This is a genomic window from Reyranella humidisoli (assembly GCF_019039055.1).
Lineage (GTDB): Bacteria > Pseudomonadota > Alphaproteobacteria > Reyranellales > Reyranellaceae > Reyranella > Reyranella humidisoli.
This window is the reverse complement of the sequence record NZ_JAHOPB010000001.1, coordinates 456,550-479,697: the sequence shown is the minus strand read 5'-3', so window position 1 is coordinate 479,697 and position 23,148 is coordinate 456,550. Positions and strand designations below refer to the sequence as shown.

Sequence of the window (23,148 nt, the reverse complement as noted above, 5' to 3'; positions counted from 1 at the left end):
GGCAGATGAGCGCCATCCCGCTCTGCAGCCTGGCGAAATTGATGCGATCCCGCAGCAGCGCCGAGCTTCCGGTTCGCGCTAGACTGCGGCCATGAGCACAGAAGTCGTCGTCGAGACCACCGCCGGCAAGGTTCGCGGCACGAGCGACCGCGGCGTCGAGATCTTCAAGGGAATTCCGTATGCCGAGCCGCCGCTGGGTGACCTGCGGTTCCGGCCGCCGGACAAGCCGAAGCCCTGGAGCGGCGTTCGCGATGCGACGGCCTACGGCAACATGGCCGTACAGAGCCAGAACGTCTTTGCTCTGCCCGACGACCTGCTGCGCCTCTTCACGCTTGCGGGCAAACAGAAGCTCGACGAGGACTGTCTCTATCTCAACGTCTGGACCTCGGGTCGCGAAGGCGCGGACAGGCCCGTCCTGTTCTGGTGTCATGGCGGCGCCTTCATCACCGGCTCGGGCTCCTCGCCCTGGTCCGACGGCGCCAATCTCTGCCGGCTCGACGATGTCGTGGTCGTCTCGTTCAATCATCGCCTCGGTGCGCTGGGCTACCTGCACCTCGAGGATATCGCCGACGGCTTCGAGCAGGCGGGCCTGGCGGGCGTGCTGGACATCATCGCGGCGCTCGAATGGGTGCGCGACAACATCGCCCGCTTCGGTGGCGATCCGCAGAACGTCACCATCTTCGGCGAATCGGGCGGGGGCGCGAAGGTGAGCGTGCTGATGGCGATGCCGCCGGCCAGGGGCCTGTTCCACAAGGCCATCATCCAGAGTGGTCCTGCCGTGCAAATGGCCAACCGGGAGGACGGCACGAAGACGGCGCGGCAGATGCTGGAGCATCTGGGCCTCGATCCCGCCGATGCCGGCAAACTGCGCGAGATGCCGCCGGCGAAGATCCTCGAGGCGCAGGTCAAGGTGCTGGCGGGCGTCAGCCGCGCCGCCTTCGCCGACCGGCGACGGCTGGGCTTCAACCCGGTCATCGACGGCACGCTTTTCCCCGGCGGTCCGTTTGCGCCGAAGGCGCCTCTGACGTCGCTCGACGTGCCGTTGATGATCGGCAGCAACAAGGACGAGATGACGCTGTTCCTGGGTCACATGCCCTGGGTCGCGGATGCCACGTTCGAGAGCCTGCCCGAATCGCTCACGCCCTATCTCGGCGTGAAGGCGGCCGAGGTCATCGCCACCTATCGCAAGGCGCAGCCGCGGCTGCGGCCGGATGAGATCGCCATCGCCATCGTTTCGGACCTGGGCGTCCGCGCGCCGTCGCTCCTGATCGCGGAGCGCAAACTGGTGCAGGAGACCGCGCCGGTGTTCGTCTATCTCTTCGCCTGGGAGACTCCGGTGCTGGGCGGCAGGCTGCGATCCTGCCATACGCTTGAGATCCCCTTCGTCTTCTCCAATCTCGAATCGGCGGAACTGACCGGCGACGATCCCGCGCGACTGCCGCTCGGCGAGGCAATGAGCCGGGCCTGGATTGCCTTTGCGAAGCGCGGCAATCCCAACCATGCCGGGCTGCCGGTCTGGCCCGCCTATTCGGGCGGCATGCGGGCCACGATGATTTTCGACACGGTTTGCCACCTCGACATCGACCCGTATGGCACGGAGCGGCGGGTCTGGGAGATTAAGGAATGAAGATCACCGACGTCACGCTGACGCTGTTCGCCTGGGACGATATCCCGGCGACCACCTACGGCGCGCACACGGGCCGGTTCTCGGGCAAGAGCGCGCTTGGCCTGCTGCGGCTCGTCACCGACGAGGGCCTCGAAGGACATGCCTTCCTCGGCTCGGCGATGAACCCTGCGACGACCGACGGGCAGGGGCTGATCACCCACCTCAAGCCGGTCCTGATCGGCAAGGACCCGTTCCAGCGCGAGCACATCAACCAGGAAATCTGGAAGCGCCAGCGCTCGGCGGGCGTCCGGGCCATCGGTGCCGTCGACGTAGCGCTATGGGACCTGATCGGCAAGGCGATGGGCCAGCCCATCCATCGCCTGCTCGGCACCTATCGCGAGACCGTGCCAGCCTATGCGAGTTCCGCCGTGCTGGCCTCGCCGGCCGAGTACGCCGAAGAGGCGATGCGCTTCAAGGAATACGGCTGGGCCGCCTACAAGATCCATCCGCCGACGCGCTGGAAAGAGGATATCAAGGTCTGCGAGGCCGTGCGTCGCGCCGTCGGCGACTACACGATCATGCTCGACTCGACCTGGAGCTACGATTATCCGGCCGCCATCCGGGTCGGCCGCGCCGTGCAGGAGATGGGCTTCTACTGGTACGAGGACCCGCTCGCCGACCAGGACATCTACAATTACACCAAGCTGAAGCAGCAGCTCTCAATCCCGATCATGGCGACGGAGTATCCGGTCACCGGTCTCGATTCCTATCAGCAATGGATCATGGCCAAGGCGACCGACTATCTGCGCGGCGACGTGGCGGTGAAGGGCGGCATCACCACCCTGGTGAAGACCGCGCATCTCGCCGAGGCCTTCCGCATGAACTACGAGGTCCACCATGGCGGCAACTCGCTGAACAACATGGCGAACCTCCATGTCATCGCCTCGATCCGCAACACCGAGTTCTTCGAGGTGCTGCTGCCCGACGGCGCGCAGAAATACGGGTTGGAGCGCGACATCGTCGTCGGGCGCGACGGCATGGTGCACGTGCCGAATGAACCGGGTCTCGGGGCCGCCATCGACTTTGCCCTGATCGAGCGCAAGAAAGTAGCCGTCCTGACGTGAGGCCGATCCAGATCTACATCGATGCCGATGCCTGTCCGGTGAAGGCGGAAGTGTACCGCGTCGCCGAGCGGTACGGCCTCAAGGTCTTCGTCGTGGCCAATTCCTATATCGGCGTGCCGCGCGATCCGCGGATCGAACGGGTTGTCGTGAGTGATGGCTTCGATGCCGCGGACGACTGGATCGCCGAGCGTGCCGGCCCCGACGACATCGTCATCACGTCGGACATTCCGTTGGCCGACCGCAGCCTCAAGAAGGGCGCTTCGGTGATCGGCTCGACCGGCGTGCCGTTCACCGCCTCGTCGATCGGCATGGCGATGGCGAGTCGCGACCTGATGTCGAACTTGCGGGCGATGGGAGAAGTGACGGGTGGGCCGAAGCCGATGGCGGCGCGGGACCGCTCGCGCTTCCTCTCGGCGCTCGACGAAGCGGTGCAGAAGATCCGGCGCCGCCAGCCCTAGCGCCGGTCGATCCAGACTTCCTCGAAGCGGAAACCGTTATAGGAGCTGTTGGTCTGCGGCACGAAGCCCTGGACGTAGGGCTGCCAGCAGGTCGCGGCGCGGTTCCACATCAGCGGCGGGCGGGCGCTGTCGGCCAGCAGCCTGGCTTCGAGATCCCAGACGAGCTGGCGGCGCTTCTCGACATCGAGCTCCGAGGACTGGGCCTCGAACAGCCGTTCGATCTCGGGATTGCAGTAGCGATTGTAGTTGCGCTCCGAGCGGCAGGCGAAGGTCTCGTAGAAGACCTGGTCGGGGTCGTCGAGGGCATTGCCCGTCGTCTCGATCGCCAGCGCATAGTCGCGGCGCTGCAGGCGGGTGAACCAGTGCACGGTCTCGACGACGTCGAGCGTGGGATCGAAGTAAATTTCCTGCAGTTGCGTGGCCAGTACTGCCGCCGGGCTGCGATAGAGCGAGACGGCACGGGTGAAGATCTTGAGCGGCAGCGGCTTTTCCGGCCCGTAGCCCGCCTTGCGCATCAACTCGCGGGCCTCGGCGCGGTTTTTCTCGAGATCGGCGCCGTAGCCGGGCAATTTTGCCAGCATCTCCGCCGGCAGGCCCCAGCGGCCTTCGGGGGCCGGCTGCAGATGGCCGCCGATGGCGCCGCTGCCGTCTGCGAGGGAATCCATGAAGGTCTTCCGGTCGAGCGTAAGCAACAGCGCCCGGCGGATGTCGGGGTTGTCGAACGGCGGCACTTCGCGATTGAGCATCAGATTCGTGTTGTTGTTCATCGCCGTCGCCTCGCACATCACGCGCGGAGACTGGCGCCGGACGTCGCGCAGCTGCGACATCGACACGTCGCTGGGGAAGGTCATGTCGTACCGTCCGGCGACGAAACTCAGCAACGCCGTCGAACGACTGGCGACGACCGAGAATTCGATGCCGTCGAGATAGGGACGGCCGGTCTTCCAGTAGTCCGGATTTCGCGTGAGGCGGATACGGTCGAACTGGTTGAACGAGTCCAGCTTGAAGGGGCCGGTGCCGACCGGTTTCACCCGCATCTGCGCCAGAGGCACGTGGCAGGGATAGATAGGGATGAAGCCCGAGGCCAGCATGGCCAGAAGGGAGGGCTGCGGCCGGTTGAGATGGATCGTGACGTCGAAGTCGGTCGGTGCGCGCACGAAGTTGACGTTGCCGAACCATGAGCCGCGCGGATTGGTGCGCAGCCGGTTGCGTGCCCTGTTGGTCAGGAGATTGAAGGTGCATTCCACGTCGCTCGACGTGAACGGCATGCCGTCGTGCCACTTCACGCCACGCCGCAGCTTGAACGACAGCTCAGTCCTGTCGTCGTTCCAGGCCCAGGATTCGGCGAGGTCGGGAACGACTGCCTCTTCGCTGTTCTGTGCGACGGCCGGATCGAACATCACGAGGTTGTTGAAGAGCGGCATGAAGGCCACGACGGTCGAGGCGTTGGTCTCCTCGAGGATCGATGCGCTCGCGGGATTGTCGCGATGGAAGATGCGCAGCACGCCGCCAGTACGCTGGGCGAGCGCGACATCGCACCAACCCAGCAGCAGGGCCAGGGACCCGATGAGCAGCCTCGTACGCATCTTCAAAAGCCTTCACGCGACGCCGGACTCGCCGGCCACAGCATTGTCACTAGGCTGACAGGCTGGCGGCCCGGGCGAAATATTCATTCCTGCACAGTAGGACTGGCGCAGGTGGCTCGGGAAGGCGAGAGCGCCTCTCAGGATACAAGCAATACAAATGCCCGTCGGCTCACGCGGCGTGCGCGGAACGCATGGCGCTCGAGTAGCGGGGGCAGACCTCCCGGGCGAACCGGGTCATCATGCGCTGGCGCAGCTCCAGCGGGGTTCCGGGAGTCGCCGAGGACACCATGAAGTAGTTGAAGCCGAGTGCGGCAAGCTGGTCGATGCGCCGGCAGATCGTCTCGGGACTGCCCACCAGGTTGGAGTCCATGAACGGCCCGAGCTCCGCCGGGTCGGTGAGCTTGCGCAGGTTGGCGAACATGCGGCTGAAGTCCTGGTACTCGGGAATGTCAGCCCACGGGTTGGCGTCGGACTCGTAGTGGGTGCACTGCAGGTCGAAGTAGGGCGGATAGAACCGGCGGCCGAGATCGCGCGCCTCCTCGTCGGTGTCGGCGATGAACATCTTGACCGAGATCGGCAGGATCGCATCCTTCGATGCGGCGCCCGCCCGCGCGCGCCAGCGTTCGAGGATCTTCACCAGCAGTTTGTCGGGAAAGGTCGACAGGCAGATCGGCGCGACGCCGAGGTCACCCATCACCTCGGCGCTCGCCGGGCTGCCGATGGCGCCGTAGAAGCGGACCTTCTTGGTGGTGGGATCGGGCCGCAGCCTGATCGGCTTCTCGATCTTCCAGAACGGACCGTCATGCGTGAAAGGCTCGCCCGTAAGGCCTTTCTCGACGATGCGGTAGCATTCGGTGAAACGGGCACGCGCTTCGTTCATGTCGATGTTGTAGGCGTCGTACTCCATCTTCGCCGTGCCGCGGCCGATGCCGAGATGGAGCGTGCCGTTGGTCATGCTGTTCAGCATGGCAATCTCTTCCGCCAGCCGCAGCGGATGATACCAGGGCAGCACCAGAACCGAGGTGCCCAGCGACAGGTCGGGGAAGGCGGCGGCGATGTGCGCCATGAACAGGAGCGGGCTCGGCGTCGGATAGTAGTCGCTGAAATGATGTTCAAGCAGCCAGGCTGCGTCGAAGCCGAGCTTCTGGCCGAGTGCGCAGTCGTCCATCACCTCGCGATAGAGCGTCTGGTCCGACTTGTGGACGTCGCTGGCCGGCGCGGCCTGAAACCCGAACGCAATATCAGCCATCGTCTTCGTTCCCTCTTCCTGTCCCTGACTATATAAAGCCCGGACGTTATTGGGGAGGGCTGGATGGCACCGACGAGACGCTGCGTTGCAGCATTGGGATTGGCTTTCGCGGCGGCGGCGCTGCTGCCGATGGCCGCGCAGGCGCAGCAGAAGAAGGTCGTAATCTATACGTCCAACGAAAGCACACTGAACGATCTCGTGTTCGCGGCCTTCACCAAGGAAACCGGCATCGCCGTCGAGCCGGTGGTCGCAGGCTCCGGCGTGGTGATCCGCCGCCTGCAGGCCGAGAAGGAACGTCCGCTCGGCGACATCGTCTGGGGCATCAGCCGCTCGCTGCTGCAGACCAACAAGGCGCTGTTCGCGCCCTACGCCTCGAAGAACAAGGATGCGATCCCGGTCGAGTATCGCGATCCAACCGATCTCTGGGTCGGCAACAACCTCCACCTGCTGGTGATCCTGCAGAACACCAAGATCCTGCCGGCCGACCAGGGGCCGAAGGGCTGGAACGACCTGCTCGACCCGAAGTGGAAGGGCAAGATCGCCTTCACCGATCCCGCCAACTCGGGTTCGGCCTACACCACGGTCACCATGCTGGTCGACCTGTGGGGCGGCGGCGAGGCGGGCTGGAAGAAGGTCGGTCAGCTGTTCAGGAACCTGAAGGTACTGAACCGCTCCTCGCTGGTCTTCCAGGGCGTCGGCAACGGCGAGTACCCGCTGGGCATCTCGCTGGAATATGCCGGCCCGATGTGGGCCGCGGGCGGCGCGCCGGTGAAGACGATCTATCCGGCCGACGGCACGCTCGCCACCATGGAAGGCGTCGCCATCATCAAGAACGGCCCCGATCCGCAGGAGGCCAGGGCCTTCGTCGATTTCGTGAACCGCAAGGACGTGCGCGAGATGATCCTCAAGGCCACGTATCGCCGGCCGACGCGCACCGACCTCGACCTCGCGACCCTGCCGGGCGGCCTGCCGCCGATCGGCAGCCTCAAGATGCTGACCTACAACGAGGACGCCTGGACGGAGAAGCGCAAGGAGACGCTCGAGAAGATCAAGGACATGCTGCAGGAGTCCCGCTGAGCGTGACCGATATCGTCATTGACGGCGCGACCCGGACCTTCGGGACGGTGCGCGCGGTCGACGGTGTGAATCTCACCGTCGGCGAAGGCGAATTCTTTACCCTCCTGGGGCCGTCGGGCTGCGGCAAGACCACCCTGCTGCGCATGATCGCGGGTTTCTGCGAGCTCGACGCGGGCCAGATCCGGTTCGGGGCGAAGCGCATCGACACCCTGCCGGCGCATACGCGCGATATCGGCATGGTGTTCCAGAACTATGCGGTGTTCCCCAACCTGACTGTGGCCGGCAACGTGGCCTACGGCCTGAAGGCGCGGAAGGTGCCCGCGGCGGAAGTTGCGCGCCGCGTCGAGGAAGCGCTGTCGCTGGTTCAGCTCGGCGGTTACGGCGAGCGCTGGCCGCACCAGCTCTCGGGCGGCCAGTTGCAGCGCGTCGCCATCGCCCGCGCGCTGGTGATCCGCCCGCAGGTCCTGCTGTTCGACGAGCCGCTCAGCAATCTCGATGCGCGGCTGCGGGTCAGCATGCGCGCCGAGATCCGCGAGCTGCAGAAGTCGTTGGGCATTACCGCGATCTACGTGACGCACGACCAGGAAGAGGCGATGTCGGTGTCCGACCGCATCGCCCTGATGCAGAGCGGCAGGCTGGAGCAGGTCGGCGCGCCGGCCGAGATCTATCGCCAGCCCGCGTCGCGCTTCGCGGCGGAGTTCATGGGCACCACCAACCTGCTCGAACCGAAAGTGCTGGGCCTTGCCGGCACAGGCATGATCTCGCTGCGACCCGAAGCGCTGCGCCTGGATGCGGAGGCGCCTTCCGGCTGGCCGCGACTTTCGGGCGCCGTAACGCATGTCGAAATCCTGGGGCCGATCACGCGCTTCGACGTGCAGCTGGCCGATGGCGCCTTGATCCGGGTCGCGTCGCTCGACGAGCCGCATCGCACGCTGGCGGCGGGCGCACAGGTGACGCTCGCTTACGATCCGGCACGAGTGACCGTGCTGCCGTGACGCTCTCAGTTCCGCATCAGCAACGCCTGCCGCTGGCCATCGCCGCGCTCGGGTTCCTGTTCCTGGGCCTCTTCCTGCTCTATCCGCTGTTCAACGTCTTCGGCGCCAGCGTGCTGGACGGCGATGGCGAGAAGTTCACCTTCGCCAACTACGTCAAGATCCTGGGCCGTCCGTTCTATCGCGGCGCCGTGGCCAACACGCTGATGATCGGCGTCGCGGCCACGATCACCACCATCGTGATTTCGGTGCCCTTCGCCTTCGCGCTGGCACGTCTGCCGGTGCCGGGCAAGGCCGCCATCATCGCGCTCGCCGCCATGCCGCTGGTCCTGCCGTCCTTCGTCAGCGCCTACGCCATTGTGCTGCTGCTGGGCCGTGCCGGCGTGGTGACGCAGTGGCTCAACTCCTGGGGCATCGGCTTCGGCTCGATCTATGGCGCCGGCGGCATCATCCTCGTCTACACGCTGACGCTCTATCCCTACGTCCTGCTGCCGACGATGGCGGGCTTCAAGGCGGTCGATGTCTCGATCGAGGAGGCCGCGCAGAGCCTCGGCTCCTCGCCGCGCCGCACCTTGTGGACCGTGACCCTGCCCATCGTCGTCCCCTCGATCCTGGCGGGCGGCCTGCTGGTCTTCATCGAGACACTGGAGAATTTCGGCGTACCCTTCGTGCTGGCCGAGGACATGCCGATCTTCGCCGTCGAGGCCTTCAAGCTGTTCGTCGGCGAGACCGCGCCCAACCCGTCGTCGGCCGGCGTGCTGGGCGTACTGCTGATCCTGATGACCTCGCTGGTGCTGCTGATCCAGCGGCGCTTCCTCGCCAACCGCCGCTTCGCCACCGGCGCACGCTCCGCGCCGCCGATCCTGAAGGTCGGCCCCGGCCTGCGGATCGCCGCAACCGTCTATTGCTGGGCAGTCGTGCTGCTGGCCCTGGTGCCGTTCTTCGCCATTGTCGTGTTGTCGTTCATGGAGTTCCGCGGACCGGTCCTCCATCCCAATTTCAGCACGGCCAACTTCACGGCCCTGTTCGAGCGCTCGACGCGGCCGCTGCTGAACACGCTGATGTTCGCCACGCTGGCGGCGATCGGCGTCACGCTGATCGGTGTGCCGATCGCCTATGTGGTGACGCGGCTGCGCTCCGGTCTGGCGGCGGTTCTCGACGTGATCGCCACGCTGCCGTTCGCCGTGGCCGGCACGGTGCTGGCGATCGGCTTCGTCGTCTCGTTCAACAGCGGCTGGCTGATCCTGACGGGCGGGCCGTTCATCATGGTGCTGGCCTATACGGTGCGCAAAATCCCGTTCGCGGTGCGCTCGTCGAGCGGCATCCTGCACCAGATCGATCCCTCGCTGGAGGAAGCCTCGATCAGCCTCGGCCGCTCGCCGCTGCAGACTTTTGCGCGCATCCTGGTGCCGCTTATGCTGGGCGGCATCATGAGCGGCTTCGTGCTGACCTGGGTGACCATCGCTTCTGAACTCAGCGCCACCGTCGTGCTCTACAGCGGCCAGTGGCGCACGCTCACGGTGGTCATGTTCCAGGCCCTCGAAGGCGGCGGCGGGGGCATCGCCACGGCGGCGGCATCGACACTGATCGTGGTGACTTTGGTCCCGATCGCGCTCCTCTACCGGCTGATCCGCCGCTACGAGCTGGCGGCCTGACCCGGGCGGGGGCAAGCCTGTGACGGGGCCCACCTTGGAATAGCCCCAATGCGGGCCCTCATCTAAACTGGATGCATCCTGCGGGGGCTTCCGGCGTTCATATGCCCTTGCCGGCGTGACGAGAACCCATTTGGCCATGCGGAAGCGAACCTGGATCCGGATCGGAGCGGCCATCGCGGCGTTTTTCGCCCTGGTGACGCTTGCCGGCTTCCTGGCGCCGACGCTGCTGAACGTCGAGCAATACAAACCGGCCATGATCGCCGCGGTGAAGGAGGCGACGGGCCGGGAACTGGTGATCCAGGGCCCGCTCAAGCTCACCTTCTTTCCGCGGCCCCGCATCAGCGCCCGCCAGGTCCATTTCGCCAACGCCGTCGGCGCCAAGGGCGCACAGATGGTGGATGTGCGCTGGATCGGCGTCTCGCCGTCGCTGGGCGCGCTGCTGCGCGGCAAGATCGAGGTCGGCCGGCTCACGCTCTTCCGGCCCACCATCGTGCTGGAGAGCGATGCCGACGGCCGGCCCAACTGGGAATTCAATCCCGGTGCCGGCGCCAGCCAGCCCTCCGGCGCACCCAGCAGCGGCCTGCACCTGGCGATCGGCACCCTCAAGATCCGCGAAGGCACTCTCAGCTACACCAATCCCAAGACCAACCAGACCCTGAAGGCCGAGAACGTCGAGCTCCTGGCCTCGGTCGGTTCGTTTCAGGGGCCGTTCAGCTTCGACGGCACCGCGACGGTCAACGGCGTGCCCCTGTCGCTGATGGCGTCGGTCGGCACGCCGACGGACAAGGGCAACGACATGTCCTTCAAGCTCAAGGTGCAGAGCGGCTCGCTGAACTTCGACGGCCATATCAGCCGCATCGCCGTCGACGCCGACGTGAAGGGCAAGGTTTCGCTCTCGACTGCCGGCCTGACCGACTTCATCGCCACACTGGTCCGGGCGGGCGGCCAGGAGCCGCCGGCGTTCGACGCGTCGGTCATCGGCCAGTTCGCGTTCGATGGCGACATCGACCTGTCGGCCGAGAGGGTGGCGCTGACGAACTTCAAGATGTCGATGGCCGACGAGACCGTATCGGGCAACGTCGTGCTGACGGGCGGCGCCAATCCGTCGCTCGAAAGCCGGCTGTCGATGGCGAAACTAGATGCCGGGAAGTGGATTGCGCTGCTGTCCAATCCCGATGCCTTCAAGCCGAAGACGGCCGCGCCCGTCGCGCCGGCCCCGCCCGCGACGCCCGCCAAACCCGGCGCGACCGAGGCGACGCCCAAGCCGCCTGCCGCACTGGCGGGGGCTGCGGCACCGGCTGGGGCTGCCGCGCCCGCCAAGCCCGCGGCCCAGCCTGCCGCGCCGCCAGCGGCCGGGGCCAAGCCCGCACCCGTCACCCCGGCGGGCACGGCACCTCCCGCAAACGCCACGACCAAGCCGCCCGCGGCGGCGGTTCCCGCGCCTCCTGCGGCCCCGACCGCTGCGGCACCCCCCAAGCCTCCGGCCGCCGGTTCCGTCGCGACGGCGCCCGCCGCGCCGCCGGCGGCCGGTGCCAAGCCGAATGCCGCGCCGCCCGCCAATCCTGCGGCGCAACCGCCTGCCAATCAGGCGGCCAAGCCCGCGACCGGCCCGGCAGCCCCGGCCAAGGCACCCGCGGCGACTCCCGCGGCCCCGGCCTCGCTGTCGCCGTTCCCGCCGGCCTTCACCGTCGTATTCTCGATCGACGCCAAGGAAGTCACCTATCGTAAGGGCACGATGCGCGACGTGGCGCTGGCGGTGGAGATCCGGAAGGGCGTGATCGCCGTGCCCCGCTTCAGCGCCATCCTGCCCGGCGAGATGGTGCTGCAGGCCAGTGCCGCCCCGGCGGCGGCGGCCGATGCGGGCGCCAAGCCTGCCGCCAACCCCATCCAGTCGGCCGGCGAATTCAGCCTCACCGGCACGCACCTGCGCGAGACGCTGGCCTGGCTGGAGATCGACACGTCGGGCATTCCCGCCGGCAAGCTCCAGTCGCTGACGATCAAGGGCAAGGTCGCCTCGACGGCCAACAGCCTGCAGATCTCCGATCTCGGCATGGATCTCGACGGCCAGCGCGCGACCGGCAGCGGCAGCATCGCGTTCGGCGTGCCGCTGACCCTGGCGACCTCGGTGCAACTCGATCGCTTCGATCTCGACGCCTACCTGCCGCAGCCGAAGGACGCCGCGACGCTCTCGTCCGTGTTGCCGGCGGCGGTGACGACGGCGACCGCGCCGGTGCTCACCGCGCCCGCCGCAGCGGCTCCTCCCGACAAGACGCTGCCGGTCCTCGGCCTCAAGGCGAAGGTGGCCAAGCTCCTGTTCCGCGGCGAGACGTTGAGCGGAATCGATGCCGATCTCGCCATCCAGGGCAATCTGCTCAAGGTGAACGGCCTCAAGCTGGCAGACGTGCTGGGTGCCAAGTTCGACTTCAAGGGCCAGGTCGCCGACTTCGGCACGGTGCCGCGCTTCGACGTCACCTTCAACGCGACCATGCCCGACACCGACAAGCTGCTGGTCTATGCCGGCCTGCCGAAGTTCCTGAACGGCAAGCTGGGCGCGTCGACGGCAGGGGGCAACGTCGCCGGCACGATGGAAGCGTTGAACCTGCGCAACGCCTCCGTTACCGCGGCTGGCGCGACGGTGCGTGCCACGGGCTCGCTGGTGCTGGGCGACAAGTTCGCCTTCGACCTCTCGAATTTCAGCGTGCAGGCCCAGGATGCGAGCCGGCTCGTCTCGGTCGCCACCGGCCGCTCGCAGGAAGGGCTGGGCGCTCTGGCGGCGGAAGGCGCGTTCAAGGGCAACGAGCAGCGCGCCGCCTTCGACGGTAAACTCACGGCGATGGGCACGCAGATGGCGGGCCGCATCGACGCTGCGCTGGGGCAACGCCCCAACTTCACCGCCAACCTGCGCATCCCCGGAACGCTGGACCTCGACGATTGGCTGGGAGTCACCGACGCGCCGGCGACCGCCGTGCCCACGCCGGCGCTGCCGGCGGCACCGGCTGGACCGAACGCTGCTTCCGTGCCGCTGCCGGCCCGCGCGCCCCGCGCAGCCGCCGGCAAGCAGATCGATCTCTCGGCCCTGCGCGCTTTCGATGCGACCCTGAATCTCGAAACCAGCGCGATCGAGTTCGGGTCCCTCAAGGTGACGTATGCCGACATGGACGCGACCCTGAAGAACGGCGTCGTGAAGGTGTCGAAGCTCACCGGTCAGTTCTACAGCGGCGCCGTCGATTTCGGCGGTACGATCGATGCGTCGAAGGACACGATGACGGTCGACGTCGCGGGCACCTTGCAGGGCATCTATGTCGGCGAGATGCTGCGCGGCACGGCGGGCCAGAACGTCTTCGGCAACGACAATCTGACGGTGGCGATCGACGGCAAGATCAACGTCATGAAGATCGCGCTGCAGGGCCAGGGCAATTCACCCGAGCAGATTCGCGATTCGTTGACGGGCCAGGGCCATCTGTCCGGCGTCGTCTACCCGTCGGTCACCAAGGGATCGCTGGGCCTCGCCTCGTTCGCAACGGGCGTCGGCAGCATCTTCAGCACCGAGATGGGGTTCAACTCGGCGGTCCTCTCGGGGTTCATCAATGCGCAGAGTTCGATCGAAGGCGACATCACGCTTTCGAACGGCGAGATCCAGCTGCAGAACCACGCGGTGAAGGGCCCGAATGCGACGGCGCGTATCGACAGCCGCACCAACCTGACTTCTGCGACGACGGAGACGACCATCGCGCTCGACGCCGGCTCGAACGGCGCGACGGACTATGTGATGACGGTCAGCGGCCCGGTCTCGGCCCCGACCATGAGCATCCGCGGCAAGTGAACCTCTCGGTCTTCTTCCACGTGAATGTTCACGCGGAGGGAAACGAGCGCTTTGTTCGGGCCAATCGATAGTTGCTGGAGTTTCGGGGCAGGTGATGGGTTAGATCACCCAGTTGGGTGGGGCAAATACCCCATCGCCAGTTGGAGCTGTCTGCGAGGGGCTTCATAAAATCACGTTGAATCAATGAGTTGATCCTCTTTGGCACAGTGGCACGGCTTTGGCGATGTGTCGGATGGGCGCTTAAAGCGTCCGCAACCAAGGAGGTAAGCTCATGATGAAGTCGACCATTCTCGGCGTACTCGCCGCCGTCTCGTTGCCCGCTCTGGCTTTCGCTGCGCCGACGTTTCAGCCCTCCGTCGAGGCTCTCGCCCCGGCCGAGCAGGCCGCGACCGTCGAGCCGTCGCAGGACACCAACCCGCTGGTCACCGTTCGCGAGGCCGAGTCGCGCAACGGACGTGGCCGCGATCGCGACCGCGGCCGCCGTCGGCCGTAGTTAGTCCGGAATGCCGGACCCGGTGCATCCGGGTCCGGCGTCTCGGGACGGCGACGCGAGCGTCGACTCGCCCGGCGCCCTAAGGGCCGGAAAGCGGCTCAAGCCAAATGCCATTTGGGAAGTGAATGCTCTGTCGGTCGACGCGCCTCGCGGCTTGGGCAGGTATTTGCCTGTGTGCGGTGCCTGCAGGAGCCCAGACGGCAATACCCAGTGGATCGCCTCGCGGCACCATGCCCGAGATCCAGGTTACAGCGAGCCGCCTCGATCAGGATCGCGCCGCGATCATGCCGGACCTCGGGGCCACGCGGTACGGCTTCACACGCCAGAACATCGAGAACATTCCCCAGGGGGAGAACGCACCTCTCGGCCAGGTGCTGCTCCGTGCGCCCGGCGTGGTTCAGGACGGTTTCGGCCGCATCCACGTCCGCGGCGACCACAGCAACCTCCAATACCGGTTCGACGGCGTTCAACTGCCGGAGGGATTGTCGGCCTTCACCCAGGTGTTCAGTGCACGCTTCACGGACACCCTGTCTCTGCTCACCGGCGCCTTGCCGGCCCAGTACGGCCTGACGACGGCCGGGGTGGTCGACATCGGTGTTCGGTCGGGAACGACCGATCCCGGTACCGAAGCGGCGGTGATGACGGGATCATACAACTGGATACAGCCCGTCCTGCAGTACGGAGGGCGCTCGGGTTCGGTCGATTTCTTTGCCGTTGGCCAGTTCACCAGCAACAGCATCGGCATGGAGAACCCGACGGCATCCTACCAGCCGCTCCACGACGATACCAAGCAGTGGTACGCGCTGACGAAGGTTACCGGGATCATCGACGAGCAGACGCGCCTTAGCTTCATCGGTGGAGGAGCCGCCGCCCGATTCCAGATCCCCAATCTGCCATTTCAGGTTCCCGCCTTCACCGTCAACGGCATTTCGTCCTGGGACAGCACGCTGCTCGATCAGCAGCAATCTGAATCGACCTACTTCGGGATCGCTTCGCTGCAGAAGACATATCGGGACGTCAATTTCCAAGTGTCTGCGTTCGCTCGTTACTCCAGCCTGGCCTATGAGCCGGACCCGATCGGCGACCTCCTCTACAATGGCTTTGCCCCATGGGCGGTCCGACAGGGAGTCGCTGCTGGCCTGCAGGGCGACGCCAGCTGGAAACTGGCCGAAGGGCACACGCTGCGCGGAGGCTACCTTGTGCAACGCGAGCAGGTGAACAGTACGACCTGGGCCAACGTCTTGCCTCTCGTCCCCGGCGCCGGCGGTCTTGTGCCGGGTGGACAACCAGTCGGCATCTTCGACTACTCCGACCTGACGGCCTGGACCTACAGCGTCTATCTGCAGCACGAGTGGCGCGCCTTGCCGTCGCTGACCGTCAACTGGGGGCTGCGCTTCGATGCGGTGTCCGGAATGACGAGCGAGAACCAGCTCAGTCCTCGCGTCAACGTGGTTTGGGAACCGGTTCCTTCGGTCTCAGTGCGCGCAGGATACGCAAGATACTTCGTTCCGCCGCCGCTTGGTTTTGTGACGGCAGGATCGCTCGCATCCCGTGCGGGGACGACGGTGGAGCCTTTGGTGACTCTGAACGACCCGGTGCGCGCCGAGCGCTCGGACTATATCGATTTCGGCCTGACAGCGAAGCCGCTGCCTCATCTCGCACTCGGGTTCAGCGCCTACTACAAGTTCGCGCAGAACTACGTGGATGAGGGGCAGTTCGGGGCACCCGTGCTGATGACCGCCTTCAACTATGCATACGCGCAAGCGAGAGGTTTCGAGGTCTTCGCCAGCTATGACGAGGGGCCGTGGTCACTCTATGCCAATCTCGCCTGGTCTCGCGTTTCCGTCATCGGGTTCAACTCGGCCCAGTTCAATGCGAGCCCGGCGGAACTCGACTACATCGCCCTCAACTGGATTCCTGCCGATCATGACCAGGGCCTTTCCGGTTCGGCCGGCATTTCATATGCCTTCGGCTACAAGACCGACCACGCAACCCGGCTCGCCGCCGACCTGATCCTCGGGAGTGGCCTTCGGACCACCGTGACGACACCCAACGACACGTCACTGCCGGGCTATGCCACCCTCAACCTGTCGATCACCCAGTCGATTCCGATCCTCGAGAAGAGATCGACGCGGCTGCGGTTCGATCTTCTGAACGTTACCGATAATCAATACCAGTTGCGGACCGGAGCAGGGGTCGGCGTCGGTGCGCCGCAGTACGGCATGAGACGCGCATTCTTCCTTACCCTGTCGCAGAATTTCTAAGGCGTCTTCGCGAGAATGGGCCAATAGACCCAAGTGGGTGGGGCAAATCCCCCACTCCTCCGTCGTCGAAAGTCCACGTATTCCCGGATTTCCTTTGTATTCAGATGGTTAGCGCTTACGGCATGGGTGGCACGCCGCTCGCAATCTGGTTGGGCGGATGCCCCAGGCATCCGCCCAACACGGAGAGAAACGTAATGATGAAGTCCACCCTGCTTGCCACGCTCGTCGCCGCCACCCTACCGGCCGTTGCCTTCGCCGCTCCCACTTTCCAGCCGGCGGTCGCCCCCACGGTCGCGGCGGACGAAGCCAAGGCTCCGGCGATCGACGCGCCCGGCAATGTCGACGAAGGGCTTGTGCTGGTACGCGAAGGCGGTTCCCGTCGCGGTCGCGATCGTGGCCGTCCGTAAGCTGCGAACCCGACCGGACCAGGCTTCGCCGGGTCCGGTCCCCTTCGCGGCGGGCGGCTGCAGCCCGTCGGGCGTTCCATCGAGCACCAATGCGGTATAACGCCCCCATGGTCGGACCCTCTCCCGTCTTGAAGATTTCGCGAAACTCTGCCCGCCAGTTCGACCTGCTGCGCTGGTTCGCGCTCACCTCGCTGATCTGCGTCGTCCTGTTCGGAAGCGGCAGCGCGTTGCTGCTGGGCCGTGCCCTGACGCGCAATACGCTGGAGCGTGATGCAGCCGTGAGCGCAGCCTTCGTCGAAAGCATCATGCGGGCGGAGGAGACATGGGTGTACTTCGTCGACCCGAAGTCGGCGGCCGCCAGGGAGCCGCTCGAATCCTTTTTCAGACATGTCTCGGGCATGCCCGGCGTCGTGCGCGCCAACGTCTATTCGACGGACGGCACGGTCCTGTGGTCGAGCGACGCCGCATTGATCGGCCGCCGTTTCCCGGAAAACCACGAACTGCAGGAGGCGCTTCGGGGGCGCATCGTGGTCGAGTCGGGCGAAGTCGGTGATCACAAGGAAGAACACATCGAACTATCCCCGGGTGCAGGCGGCCGCCGCTTCATGGAAGCCTACCTGCCGGTTCGCAACGCCGCTCGGACGGAGGTGATCGGTGTCGTCGAGATCTATCGCCTTCCCGAGAACCTGTTCGAGGCGATCGACCGCGACCTCCGGTTGGTCTGGATGGTGATCGGCTGTGGTGCAGCATTGCTTTACGGCGCGCTGTTCGTAGTGGTCGCCTACGCCCGCAAGGTCATGGCCAAGCAACAGGAACAACTGGTAGAGGCGGAGGCGCTGGCTGCAATAGGCGCAATCGCATCGACGGTGGCTCACGGCCTGCGCAACCCGCTGGCCTCGATTCGCTCCTCGGCGGAACTGGCGCGCATGGAGGACGATCCGGAGCGCGACCAGTGTCTTGCCGACATCATGCGCGAGTCGGATCGCCTCGACGGCTGGGTCCGCGATCTGCTGCTGCAAGCCCGCGAGGAAGCAATCGCCGGCGGTCAGGCCGATGCCAACCGTTTGGTCAAAGCCAGCGCCGATGATTATGCGGCAGCCGCCGGGCGCCAGGGGGTCCAGATCGACGTTCGTCCAGGGACTGTGCCGCCGGTGCGTGGCAATCCCGGTGCGTTGCGGCCCGCGCTCGATAACCTCGTGCTCAACGCGATCGAGGCCATGCCCTCGGGCGGCGATCTGGTGATCGAGACGATGTTGGTCGATGGTGGAAAGCAGGTCGAGATTCGGGTGATCGACAGCGGCACGGGCCTGCCGCCGGCGTTGCATAAGGGGCTTCCACGGCTGTTCTACTCGACGAAGGCACGCGGTACTGGGCTGGGGCTCGTACTGACCCGGCGCATCGTGCAGGGATTCGGCGGCAGCCTGCGCTTCGACACGGGGCGTGGTCGCGGCACGTCCGCCATCATTGCGCTTCCCGTGGCGGCCTGACCATGGCGTACGGCGTACTTCTGGTCGAAGACGAGGAAACACTCGCCCGCAACATCCACCGGTTCCTGCAGCGCGAAGGGTTCGAGCCGCGCCACGCCTCGACGTTACGCGAAGCCACCAAAGCTCTCGACGAATTCGCTCCGGACCTCGTGTTGCTCGACCTCGGGCTGCCCGACGGAGACGGGCTCGAACTGCTGAAGTCCCTTTGCGAGCGTAGCCAGCCGACCAAGGTGATCGTCCTGACCGGACACGGATCGGTCCAGACCGCCGTGGAGGCGATGAAGGCGGGTGCGTTCGACTACCTGTCCAAGCCGATCGCGCTGTCCGAGCTCAAGCTTGCGATCGAGAAGGCGGTGGGCCAGGAACGGCTGGAGGGTACGCTTTCCTATTACCGTGGGCGCGAGGCCCGACAGGGTGGATTGGCCACCCTGCTGGGGCAGTCGCCGGCGATGCGCGAACTGCACCAGCGGCTGGGTCAGATCCTCGAGTCGGACCTGCGCCTCCGCGACGGCGTGCCGCCGCCGGTGCTGATCCTGGGGGAAACCGGCGCCGGCAAGGAACTGGTGGCTCGGGCCCTGCACTACGAAGGGCCGCGAGGGCAGGGGCCCTTCATCGAGCTGAATTGCGCCGCCTTGCCGGCACACCTGCTCGAGTCGGAGCTGTTCGGCCACGAGAAGGGGGCCTTTACGGACGCGCGCGAGCGACGCATCGGTTTGGTCGAAGCGGCGCATGGCGGCACGCTGTTCCTTGACGAGATCGGCGACCTCGATGCCGCCGTGCAGGCCAAGTTGCTCAAGCTGCTGGAGGACCGTACGGTCCGGCGGCTCGGCAGCGTGCGCGAACGGCAGGTCGACCTGCGCTTCGTCGCGGCAACACATCGTCCGCTCGAAAAGCTCGTCAACGAGGGGAAGTTCCGCTCGGACCTTTTCTTCCGCTTGTCCGTGCTCGGTGTGACGGTGCCGCCGCTGCGCCAGCGCGGAAACGACGTGCTGCAGCTGGCACGCCACTTCCTCGACCAGCATGCACGACGCTATCGCCGGCCGGGATTTACGCTGGCACCTGACGCCGAGGCGCGGCTGCTCGCCCATGCTTGGCCCGGCAATGTGCGGGAGTTGCGCAATGCGATGGAGCAGGCCGCTCTTTCGGCGAGCGACGGGCGCGTCACGGTGGCGAACCTTGCGCTTGTACAGTTCACGCAGCCGCTGGAACGCGTAGAGGCCCAACCGCCTGTCGACGGCGTCTCGAGCCTGCCCGAAATCGAAAGGCGGACCATCGAGGTGGCTCTGCAGCAGGCAAAGGGCAATGTTTCCAAGGCTGCGCGAGCGCTTGGCATCAGCCGCGATACCATGCGCTACAGAATGGCCAAGCATAGCCTCACGGGCGAATAGCGAGGCCGACCAGCCAGGATGAAATCTCCGGCGCGATCCTAGCGATATGGCATTCCCGTTCGGGCACGCTCTCTCGCGCCGCGAACGGCCGCCCTGACTATCAGCGCCGAGGCGACCTGTGGGCGCCGTCCCGTCTTACGCCGCCCGGTTCTTCAGGATTTCCCAGGCATGGCGGAAGTTCTGGGCCATCTCTTCGGCCGGTACCGCGCCGGAGAAGAGGACGTGGCCCTGTAGCGCGAAGCTCGGCACGCCCTGGATGCCGGCGTTGCGCGCCATCTCGTCGCCGGCCAGCACCTCGCGGTGGCCCTCGTCGCCCGACAGCATCGCGAGCACCTCGGCACGGTCGAGGCCTGCTTCGGCGGCGATGCCCGAGAGGACGGTGATGTCGCCGATGTCGGCGCCCTTGCAGAAATAGCTCTCGAACAGTTCCTCGACGACCGCATCCTGGAGCCCGCGCGGACCGGCGTAGCGGATCAGGCGGTGGGCGTTCACGGTGTTGGGCGTGCGCTTGATGCGGTCGAGATGGAATTCCAGGCCGACCGTCGCGGCGGTCTCGGTGATGCGCTGATCCATCTGCCGCGAGCGTTCGAGGCTGCCGAACTTGGCGATGCGATAGCTCGTGCGCTCGGCGCCTTCGGCGGGCATGTCGGGATTGAGCTGGAAGGGGTGCCAGGCCACGGCAACGTTGCAATGGTGCGCGGCCAGGAGATCGAGCGCGCGTTCAAGCTGGCGCTTGCCGATGTAGCACCAGGGGCAGATCACGTCGGAGATGACGTCGATGCGGCCGGTCGGCTGGACCTGGTCCATGGCTTTGTTTCCTTCCCTATTGACGGGAAGCGTATACCTGCCGGGAATCCCCGGCAACGAGAGGACCCAAAGCATGCCGAAATATAGCTCCGCCCTGATCGTCGGGACGGGCCCCGGTCTCAGCGCCTCGCTGGCCCGCCTGTTTGCGAAGAACGGACTGTCGGTCGCGCTGGCCGCCCGCGAGACGGGCAAGCTTGCTGCGCTTGCGAAGGAGACCGGCGCGTCGGTCCATGCCTGCAACGCCGCCGATCAGGACGACGTCGCATCGCTGTTCCAGGCGCTCGACGCGGCCGGCCGCACGCCGGACGTCGTGGTCTACAACGCCAGTAACCGGGTGCGTGGCGCGCTGGTCGACTTGCCGCCGGACGACGTGAAGCGGGCCATCGAGATCAGCGCGTTCGGCGCCTTCCTGGTCTCGCAGCAGGCGGTGAAGCGGATGCTGCCCAAGGGCGAGGGCGCGGTTCTGTTGTCGGGCGCGACCGCTGGCGTTAAGGGCTTCGCGCTCTCCGCTACCTTCGCCATGGGCAAGTTCGCGTTGCGCGGTCTCGCCCAGTCGATGGCGCGGGAACTGTCACCCAAGGGTATCCACGTCGCCCATTTCGTGATCGACGGCGGCATCCGAAGCGCCGCGCGCCCGGTGCCGGACGACAGGCCGGACAGCCTGCTCGATCCCGACGCCATCGCCGAGACCTACTGGCACGTCCTGAACCAGCACCGCAGCGCCTGGAGCTGGGAAGTCGAGGTGCGCCCCTGGGTCGAGAAATTCTAGCCGGGCCGGCGCGCTACCAGGAGAATCGCCATGTCAGCGCGGCACCCGTCACGAACTGGTTCCGCGAGCCGCCGGGACCCGTCACGATCGGAGAGTAGGCCACGGTGTCGGCCAGATAGTTGTAGCTGCCGAAGGCCACGAAGCTCAGCCGGTCGTGGATGCGCCACAGCGCGCTGGCGCCGACGCCGACGCTGCGAAGTCCCGCGCCCGGATAATACTGGCTGTAGCCGGAGTTGATCGACTGGAGCGCGTTGATGCCGAAATAGGCCTGGTTGAAGGTGCCGTCGGTCACGGAGAGGCGCGGACCGCCGGACAGGAACAGGCTGTCGGTCAGCCGCATCTTGCCGTCGATCAGCGCGTCGAAGATCAGGCCGTTGCTGCCGCCGATGCCGCGCCGCAGCTCGATCTTGGCCGCGACATAGCGCTGGTCGTAGCGCAGGAAGGCGCCGCCCTCGATGGTGAACGGCACGTTGCCGGTGCCGAACAGATAGCCGCCGTCGCCCTGGTTGCGCGGGAAGCGGTAGCGGAAAATCGGGCCGGCCTTGAAGCCGGACTCGTCGAACAGGGTGGCGCCGACGCCGTCGCGGGCGGAGATGAACACCTTGTCGCGCTGGTAGCGCAGATCGAGATTCGGTACCGGCAGGACACGATAGTTCGCGCTGCCCTCGAACCATGGGGCAATGACGACGCCCGGCCCGATGTCGAACGTCCAGTCCTTGGGCGGCGGACCCGCGGGTTCGCTGCCGATGCTGGTCGGTTGGGCGGAAGCCGTTCCTGCGTGCACCGAGAGCAATGCAAGACAGGTAATCAGGATACGATGCAGGCGCACAGGCAACTCCGCTGTTGACCCTCCTATACGCGTCCCGCGGGCCTGTGGATCACTCGGTATGAAAATTAAAGCGAGTCTTCGAGAAGCCGGCGTGCCTCGTGCAGGTCGCCGAACACGCGAAGGCACTTGGCCCGGACCTCGGGGAGCGGCGGCAGGATGTCGGGCACCATGAAGGCCATCGTGCCGGCGGCATGGGCGGCGGTGAGGCCGACATTGGAATCCTCGAAGGCGATGCAGCGTTCCGGCGCCACGCCGAGGCGGCGGGCCGCCTCCAGGTAAACGTCGGGCGCCGGCTTGGCGTTCTCGACATCGTCGCGCGTGGCGACGGCGGCAAAGCGCTCGATCAGGCCGGCCTTGCCGAGGTGACGTTCGGCCGTCAGCCGGCCCGAGCCAGTGGCGACGGCGAGGCGCAGGCCGCGGCCCGCGAGGAAGTCGAGCATTTCGACGACGCCGGGCTTGACCGGCAGATGGCTGTCCAGCCGGCGCCTGGCATGGCCCGAGAAGCGCTCGCGGAAGCGGTCGATGCGGAACTCCGCGCCATAGAAATTCTGGATCATCACATCGCATTCGCGACCGGAGATGCCGATCATGGAATGGCAGAAATCGAGCGACATCTCGATCTGGAGATCGCGGGCGGCATCCTGCAGGGCGTCGATGTAGACGGCCTCCGTGTCGATCAGCAGACCGTCCATGTCGAAAAGGACGGCTTCAACGGGTTTCCTCAGCATGCTTTCGTTCTAAGCTGTCGTGCCGAGAGGGCAAGGGAGAGAAATATTCATGCGTATCCATAATCTGTATGTCGATGCCGACGGCGAGACCCATTTCCGCGACATCGAGGTCGAGTGGAAGACCGAGGGCCGCGGCGGCAAGATGTCGGCCACCCTGCCGGCGACCGGCATCATCTTTCGCGAGACCCCCGGCAGCTACGATTACGAATGGCATCCCGCGCCGCGCCGGCAGTACATCATCAACCTCGATGCCGGCGTCTCCATCCAGGCAAGCGACGGCGAGACCCGCATCATCGGCGCCGGCGAGGTGATCCTGGTCGAGGACACGCACGGCAAGGGCCACTGCTCCAAGGCGATCGAAGGCAAGCTTCGTCACTCCATCTTCGTCCCCATCGAATAGTTCTGG

General features: G+C 66.1%; 19 protein-coding genes. 14 read left to right on the top strand and 5 right to left on the bottom strand.

Going from position 1 to position 23,148, the window contains the following annotated elements; translation table 11 throughout:
- The first annotated feature begins 91 nt into the window (after positions 1-91).
- The 3 genes from KQ910_RS02340 to KQ910_RS02330 are packed head-to-tail and all read left to right on the top strand — an operon-like array spanning position 92 to position 3,188.
- Complete coding sequence (locus KQ910_RS02340) at positions 92-1,627, top strand: carboxylesterase/lipase family protein (RefSeq protein ID WP_216956790.1); 1,536 nt, start codon at positions 92-94, stop codon at positions 1,625-1,627.
- The gene (locus tag KQ910_RS02335; RefSeq protein ID WP_216956788.1) at positions 1,624-2,730 is read left to right on the top strand and encodes an enolase C-terminal domain-like protein; all 1,107 of its coding nucleotides are present in this window, start codon (positions 1,624-1,626) and stop codon (positions 2,728-2,730) included. The genes KQ910_RS02340 and KQ910_RS02335 overlap by 4 nt, the downstream gene beginning before the upstream one ends.
- Complete coding sequence (locus KQ910_RS02330; RefSeq protein WP_216956786.1) at positions 2,727-3,188, top strand: YaiI/YqxD family protein; 462 nt, start codon at positions 2,727-2,729, stop codon at positions 3,186-3,188. The genes KQ910_RS02335 and KQ910_RS02330 overlap by 4 nt, the downstream gene beginning before the upstream one ends.
- Here KQ910_RS02330 and KQ910_RS02325 read toward each other — a convergent pair.
- Both KQ910_RS02325 and KQ910_RS02320 read right to left on the bottom strand, forming a co-directional pair.
- Positions 3,185-4,774: an ABC transporter substrate-binding protein gene (locus KQ910_RS02325; protein WP_216956784.1), complete on the bottom strand. Its 1,590-nt coding sequence runs from the start codon at positions 4,772-4,774 to the stop codon at positions 3,185-3,187. The genes KQ910_RS02330 and KQ910_RS02325 overlap by 4 nt on opposite strands.
- A 169-nt stretch (positions 4,775-4,943) precedes the next feature.
- Entirely contained in the window at positions 4,944-6,023 is a 1,080-nt protein-coding gene (locus KQ910_RS02320; protein ID WP_216956782.1) for an LLM class flavin-dependent oxidoreductase, read from the bottom strand.
- Positions 6,024-6,086: 63 nt separating this feature from the next.
- Between KQ910_RS02320 and KQ910_RS02315 the strand changes: the two genes are divergently transcribed.
- The 9 genes from KQ910_RS02315 (at position 6,087) to KQ910_RS02275 (ending at position 19,609) form a co-directional block, all read left to right on the top strand.
- Entirely contained in the window at positions 6,087-7,100 is a 1,014-nt protein-coding gene (locus tag KQ910_RS02315) for an extracellular solute-binding protein (protein WP_216956781.1), read from the top strand.
- A gap of 2 nt (positions 7,101-7,102) precedes the next feature.
- On the top strand, positions 7,103-8,095 hold the full coding sequence (locus tag KQ910_RS02310; RefSeq protein WP_216956779.1) for an ABC transporter ATP-binding protein: 993 nt from the start codon (positions 7,103-7,105) through the stop codon (positions 8,093-8,095).
- Positions 8,092-9,747, top strand: coding sequence for an ABC transporter permease (locus KQ910_RS02305; protein WP_216956777.1), 1,656 nt, complete (start codon positions 8,092-8,094; stop codon positions 9,745-9,747). Before KQ910_RS02310 ends, KQ910_RS02305 begins: the two co-directional genes overlap by 4 nt.
- Positions 9,748-9,883: 136 nt before the next feature.
- Entirely contained in the window at positions 9,884-13,570 is a 3,687-nt protein-coding gene (locus tag KQ910_RS02300) for an AsmA family protein (protein ID WP_216956775.1), read from the top strand.
- Between the two features lie 271 nt (positions 13,571-13,841).
- Positions 13,842-14,063 carry a hypothetical protein gene (locus KQ910_RS02295; RefSeq protein WP_216956773.1) on the top strand — a complete coding sequence of 74 codons (222 nt, stop codon included), beginning with the start codon at positions 13,842-13,844 and terminating at the stop codon, positions 14,061-14,063.
- A gap of 230 nt (positions 14,064-14,293) precedes the next feature.
- Entirely contained in the window at positions 14,294-16,327 is a 2,034-nt protein-coding gene (locus KQ910_RS02290; protein ID WP_216956771.1) for a TonB-dependent receptor, read from the top strand.
- A gap of 194 nt (positions 16,328-16,521) precedes the next feature.
- Entirely contained in the window at positions 16,522-16,734 is a 213-nt protein-coding gene (locus KQ910_RS02285) for a hypothetical protein (RefSeq protein ID WP_216956769.1), read from the top strand.
- A gap of 128 nt (positions 16,735-16,862) precedes the next feature.
- Positions 16,863-18,221 carry a two-component system sensor histidine kinase NtrB gene (locus KQ910_RS02280; protein ID WP_216956767.1) on the top strand — a complete coding sequence of 453 codons (1,359 nt, stop codon included), beginning with the start codon at positions 16,863-16,865 and terminating at the stop codon, positions 18,219-18,221.
- Between the two features lie 2 nt (positions 18,222-18,223).
- Positions 18,224-19,609: a sigma-54-dependent transcriptional regulator gene (locus tag KQ910_RS02275; protein WP_216956765.1), complete on the top strand. Its 1,386-nt coding sequence runs from the start codon at positions 18,224-18,226 to the stop codon at positions 19,607-19,609.
- A gap of 135 nt (positions 19,610-19,744) precedes the next feature.
- On the opposite strand, the gene KQ910_RS02270 is transcribed toward KQ910_RS02275, so the two are convergent.
- The gene (locus tag KQ910_RS02270) at positions 19,745-20,416 is read right to left on the bottom strand and encodes a DsbA family oxidoreductase (protein WP_216956764.1); all 672 of its coding nucleotides are present in this window, start codon (positions 20,414-20,416) and stop codon (positions 19,745-19,747) included.
- Between the two features lie 73 nt (positions 20,417-20,489).
- Between KQ910_RS02270 and KQ910_RS02265 the strand changes: the two genes are divergently transcribed.
- Positions 20,490-21,185: an SDR family NAD(P)-dependent oxidoreductase gene (locus KQ910_RS02265; RefSeq protein WP_216956762.1), complete on the top strand. Its 696-nt coding sequence runs from the start codon at positions 20,490-20,492 to the stop codon at positions 21,183-21,185.
- A gap of 13 nt (positions 21,186-21,198) precedes the next feature.
- On the opposite strand, the gene KQ910_RS02260 is transcribed toward KQ910_RS02265, so the two are convergent.
- Both KQ910_RS02260 and KQ910_RS02255 read right to left on the bottom strand, forming a co-directional pair.
- Positions 21,199-22,014, bottom strand: coding sequence for a MipA/OmpV family protein (locus tag KQ910_RS02260; RefSeq protein WP_216956760.1), 816 nt, complete (start codon positions 22,012-22,014; stop codon positions 21,199-21,201).
- Between the two features lie 65 nt (positions 22,015-22,079).
- Positions 22,080-22,742 carry an HAD family hydrolase gene (locus KQ910_RS02255; RefSeq protein WP_216956758.1) on the bottom strand — a complete coding sequence of 221 codons (663 nt, stop codon included), beginning with the start codon at positions 22,740-22,742 and terminating at the stop codon, positions 22,080-22,082.
- Between the two features lie 49 nt (positions 22,743-22,791).
- Between KQ910_RS02255 and KQ910_RS02250 the strand changes: the two genes are divergently transcribed.
- Entirely contained in the window at positions 22,792-23,142 is a 351-nt protein-coding gene (locus tag KQ910_RS02250; protein ID WP_216956756.1) for a cupin domain-containing protein, read from the top strand.
- Positions 23,143-23,148: the final 6 nt, after the last annotated feature.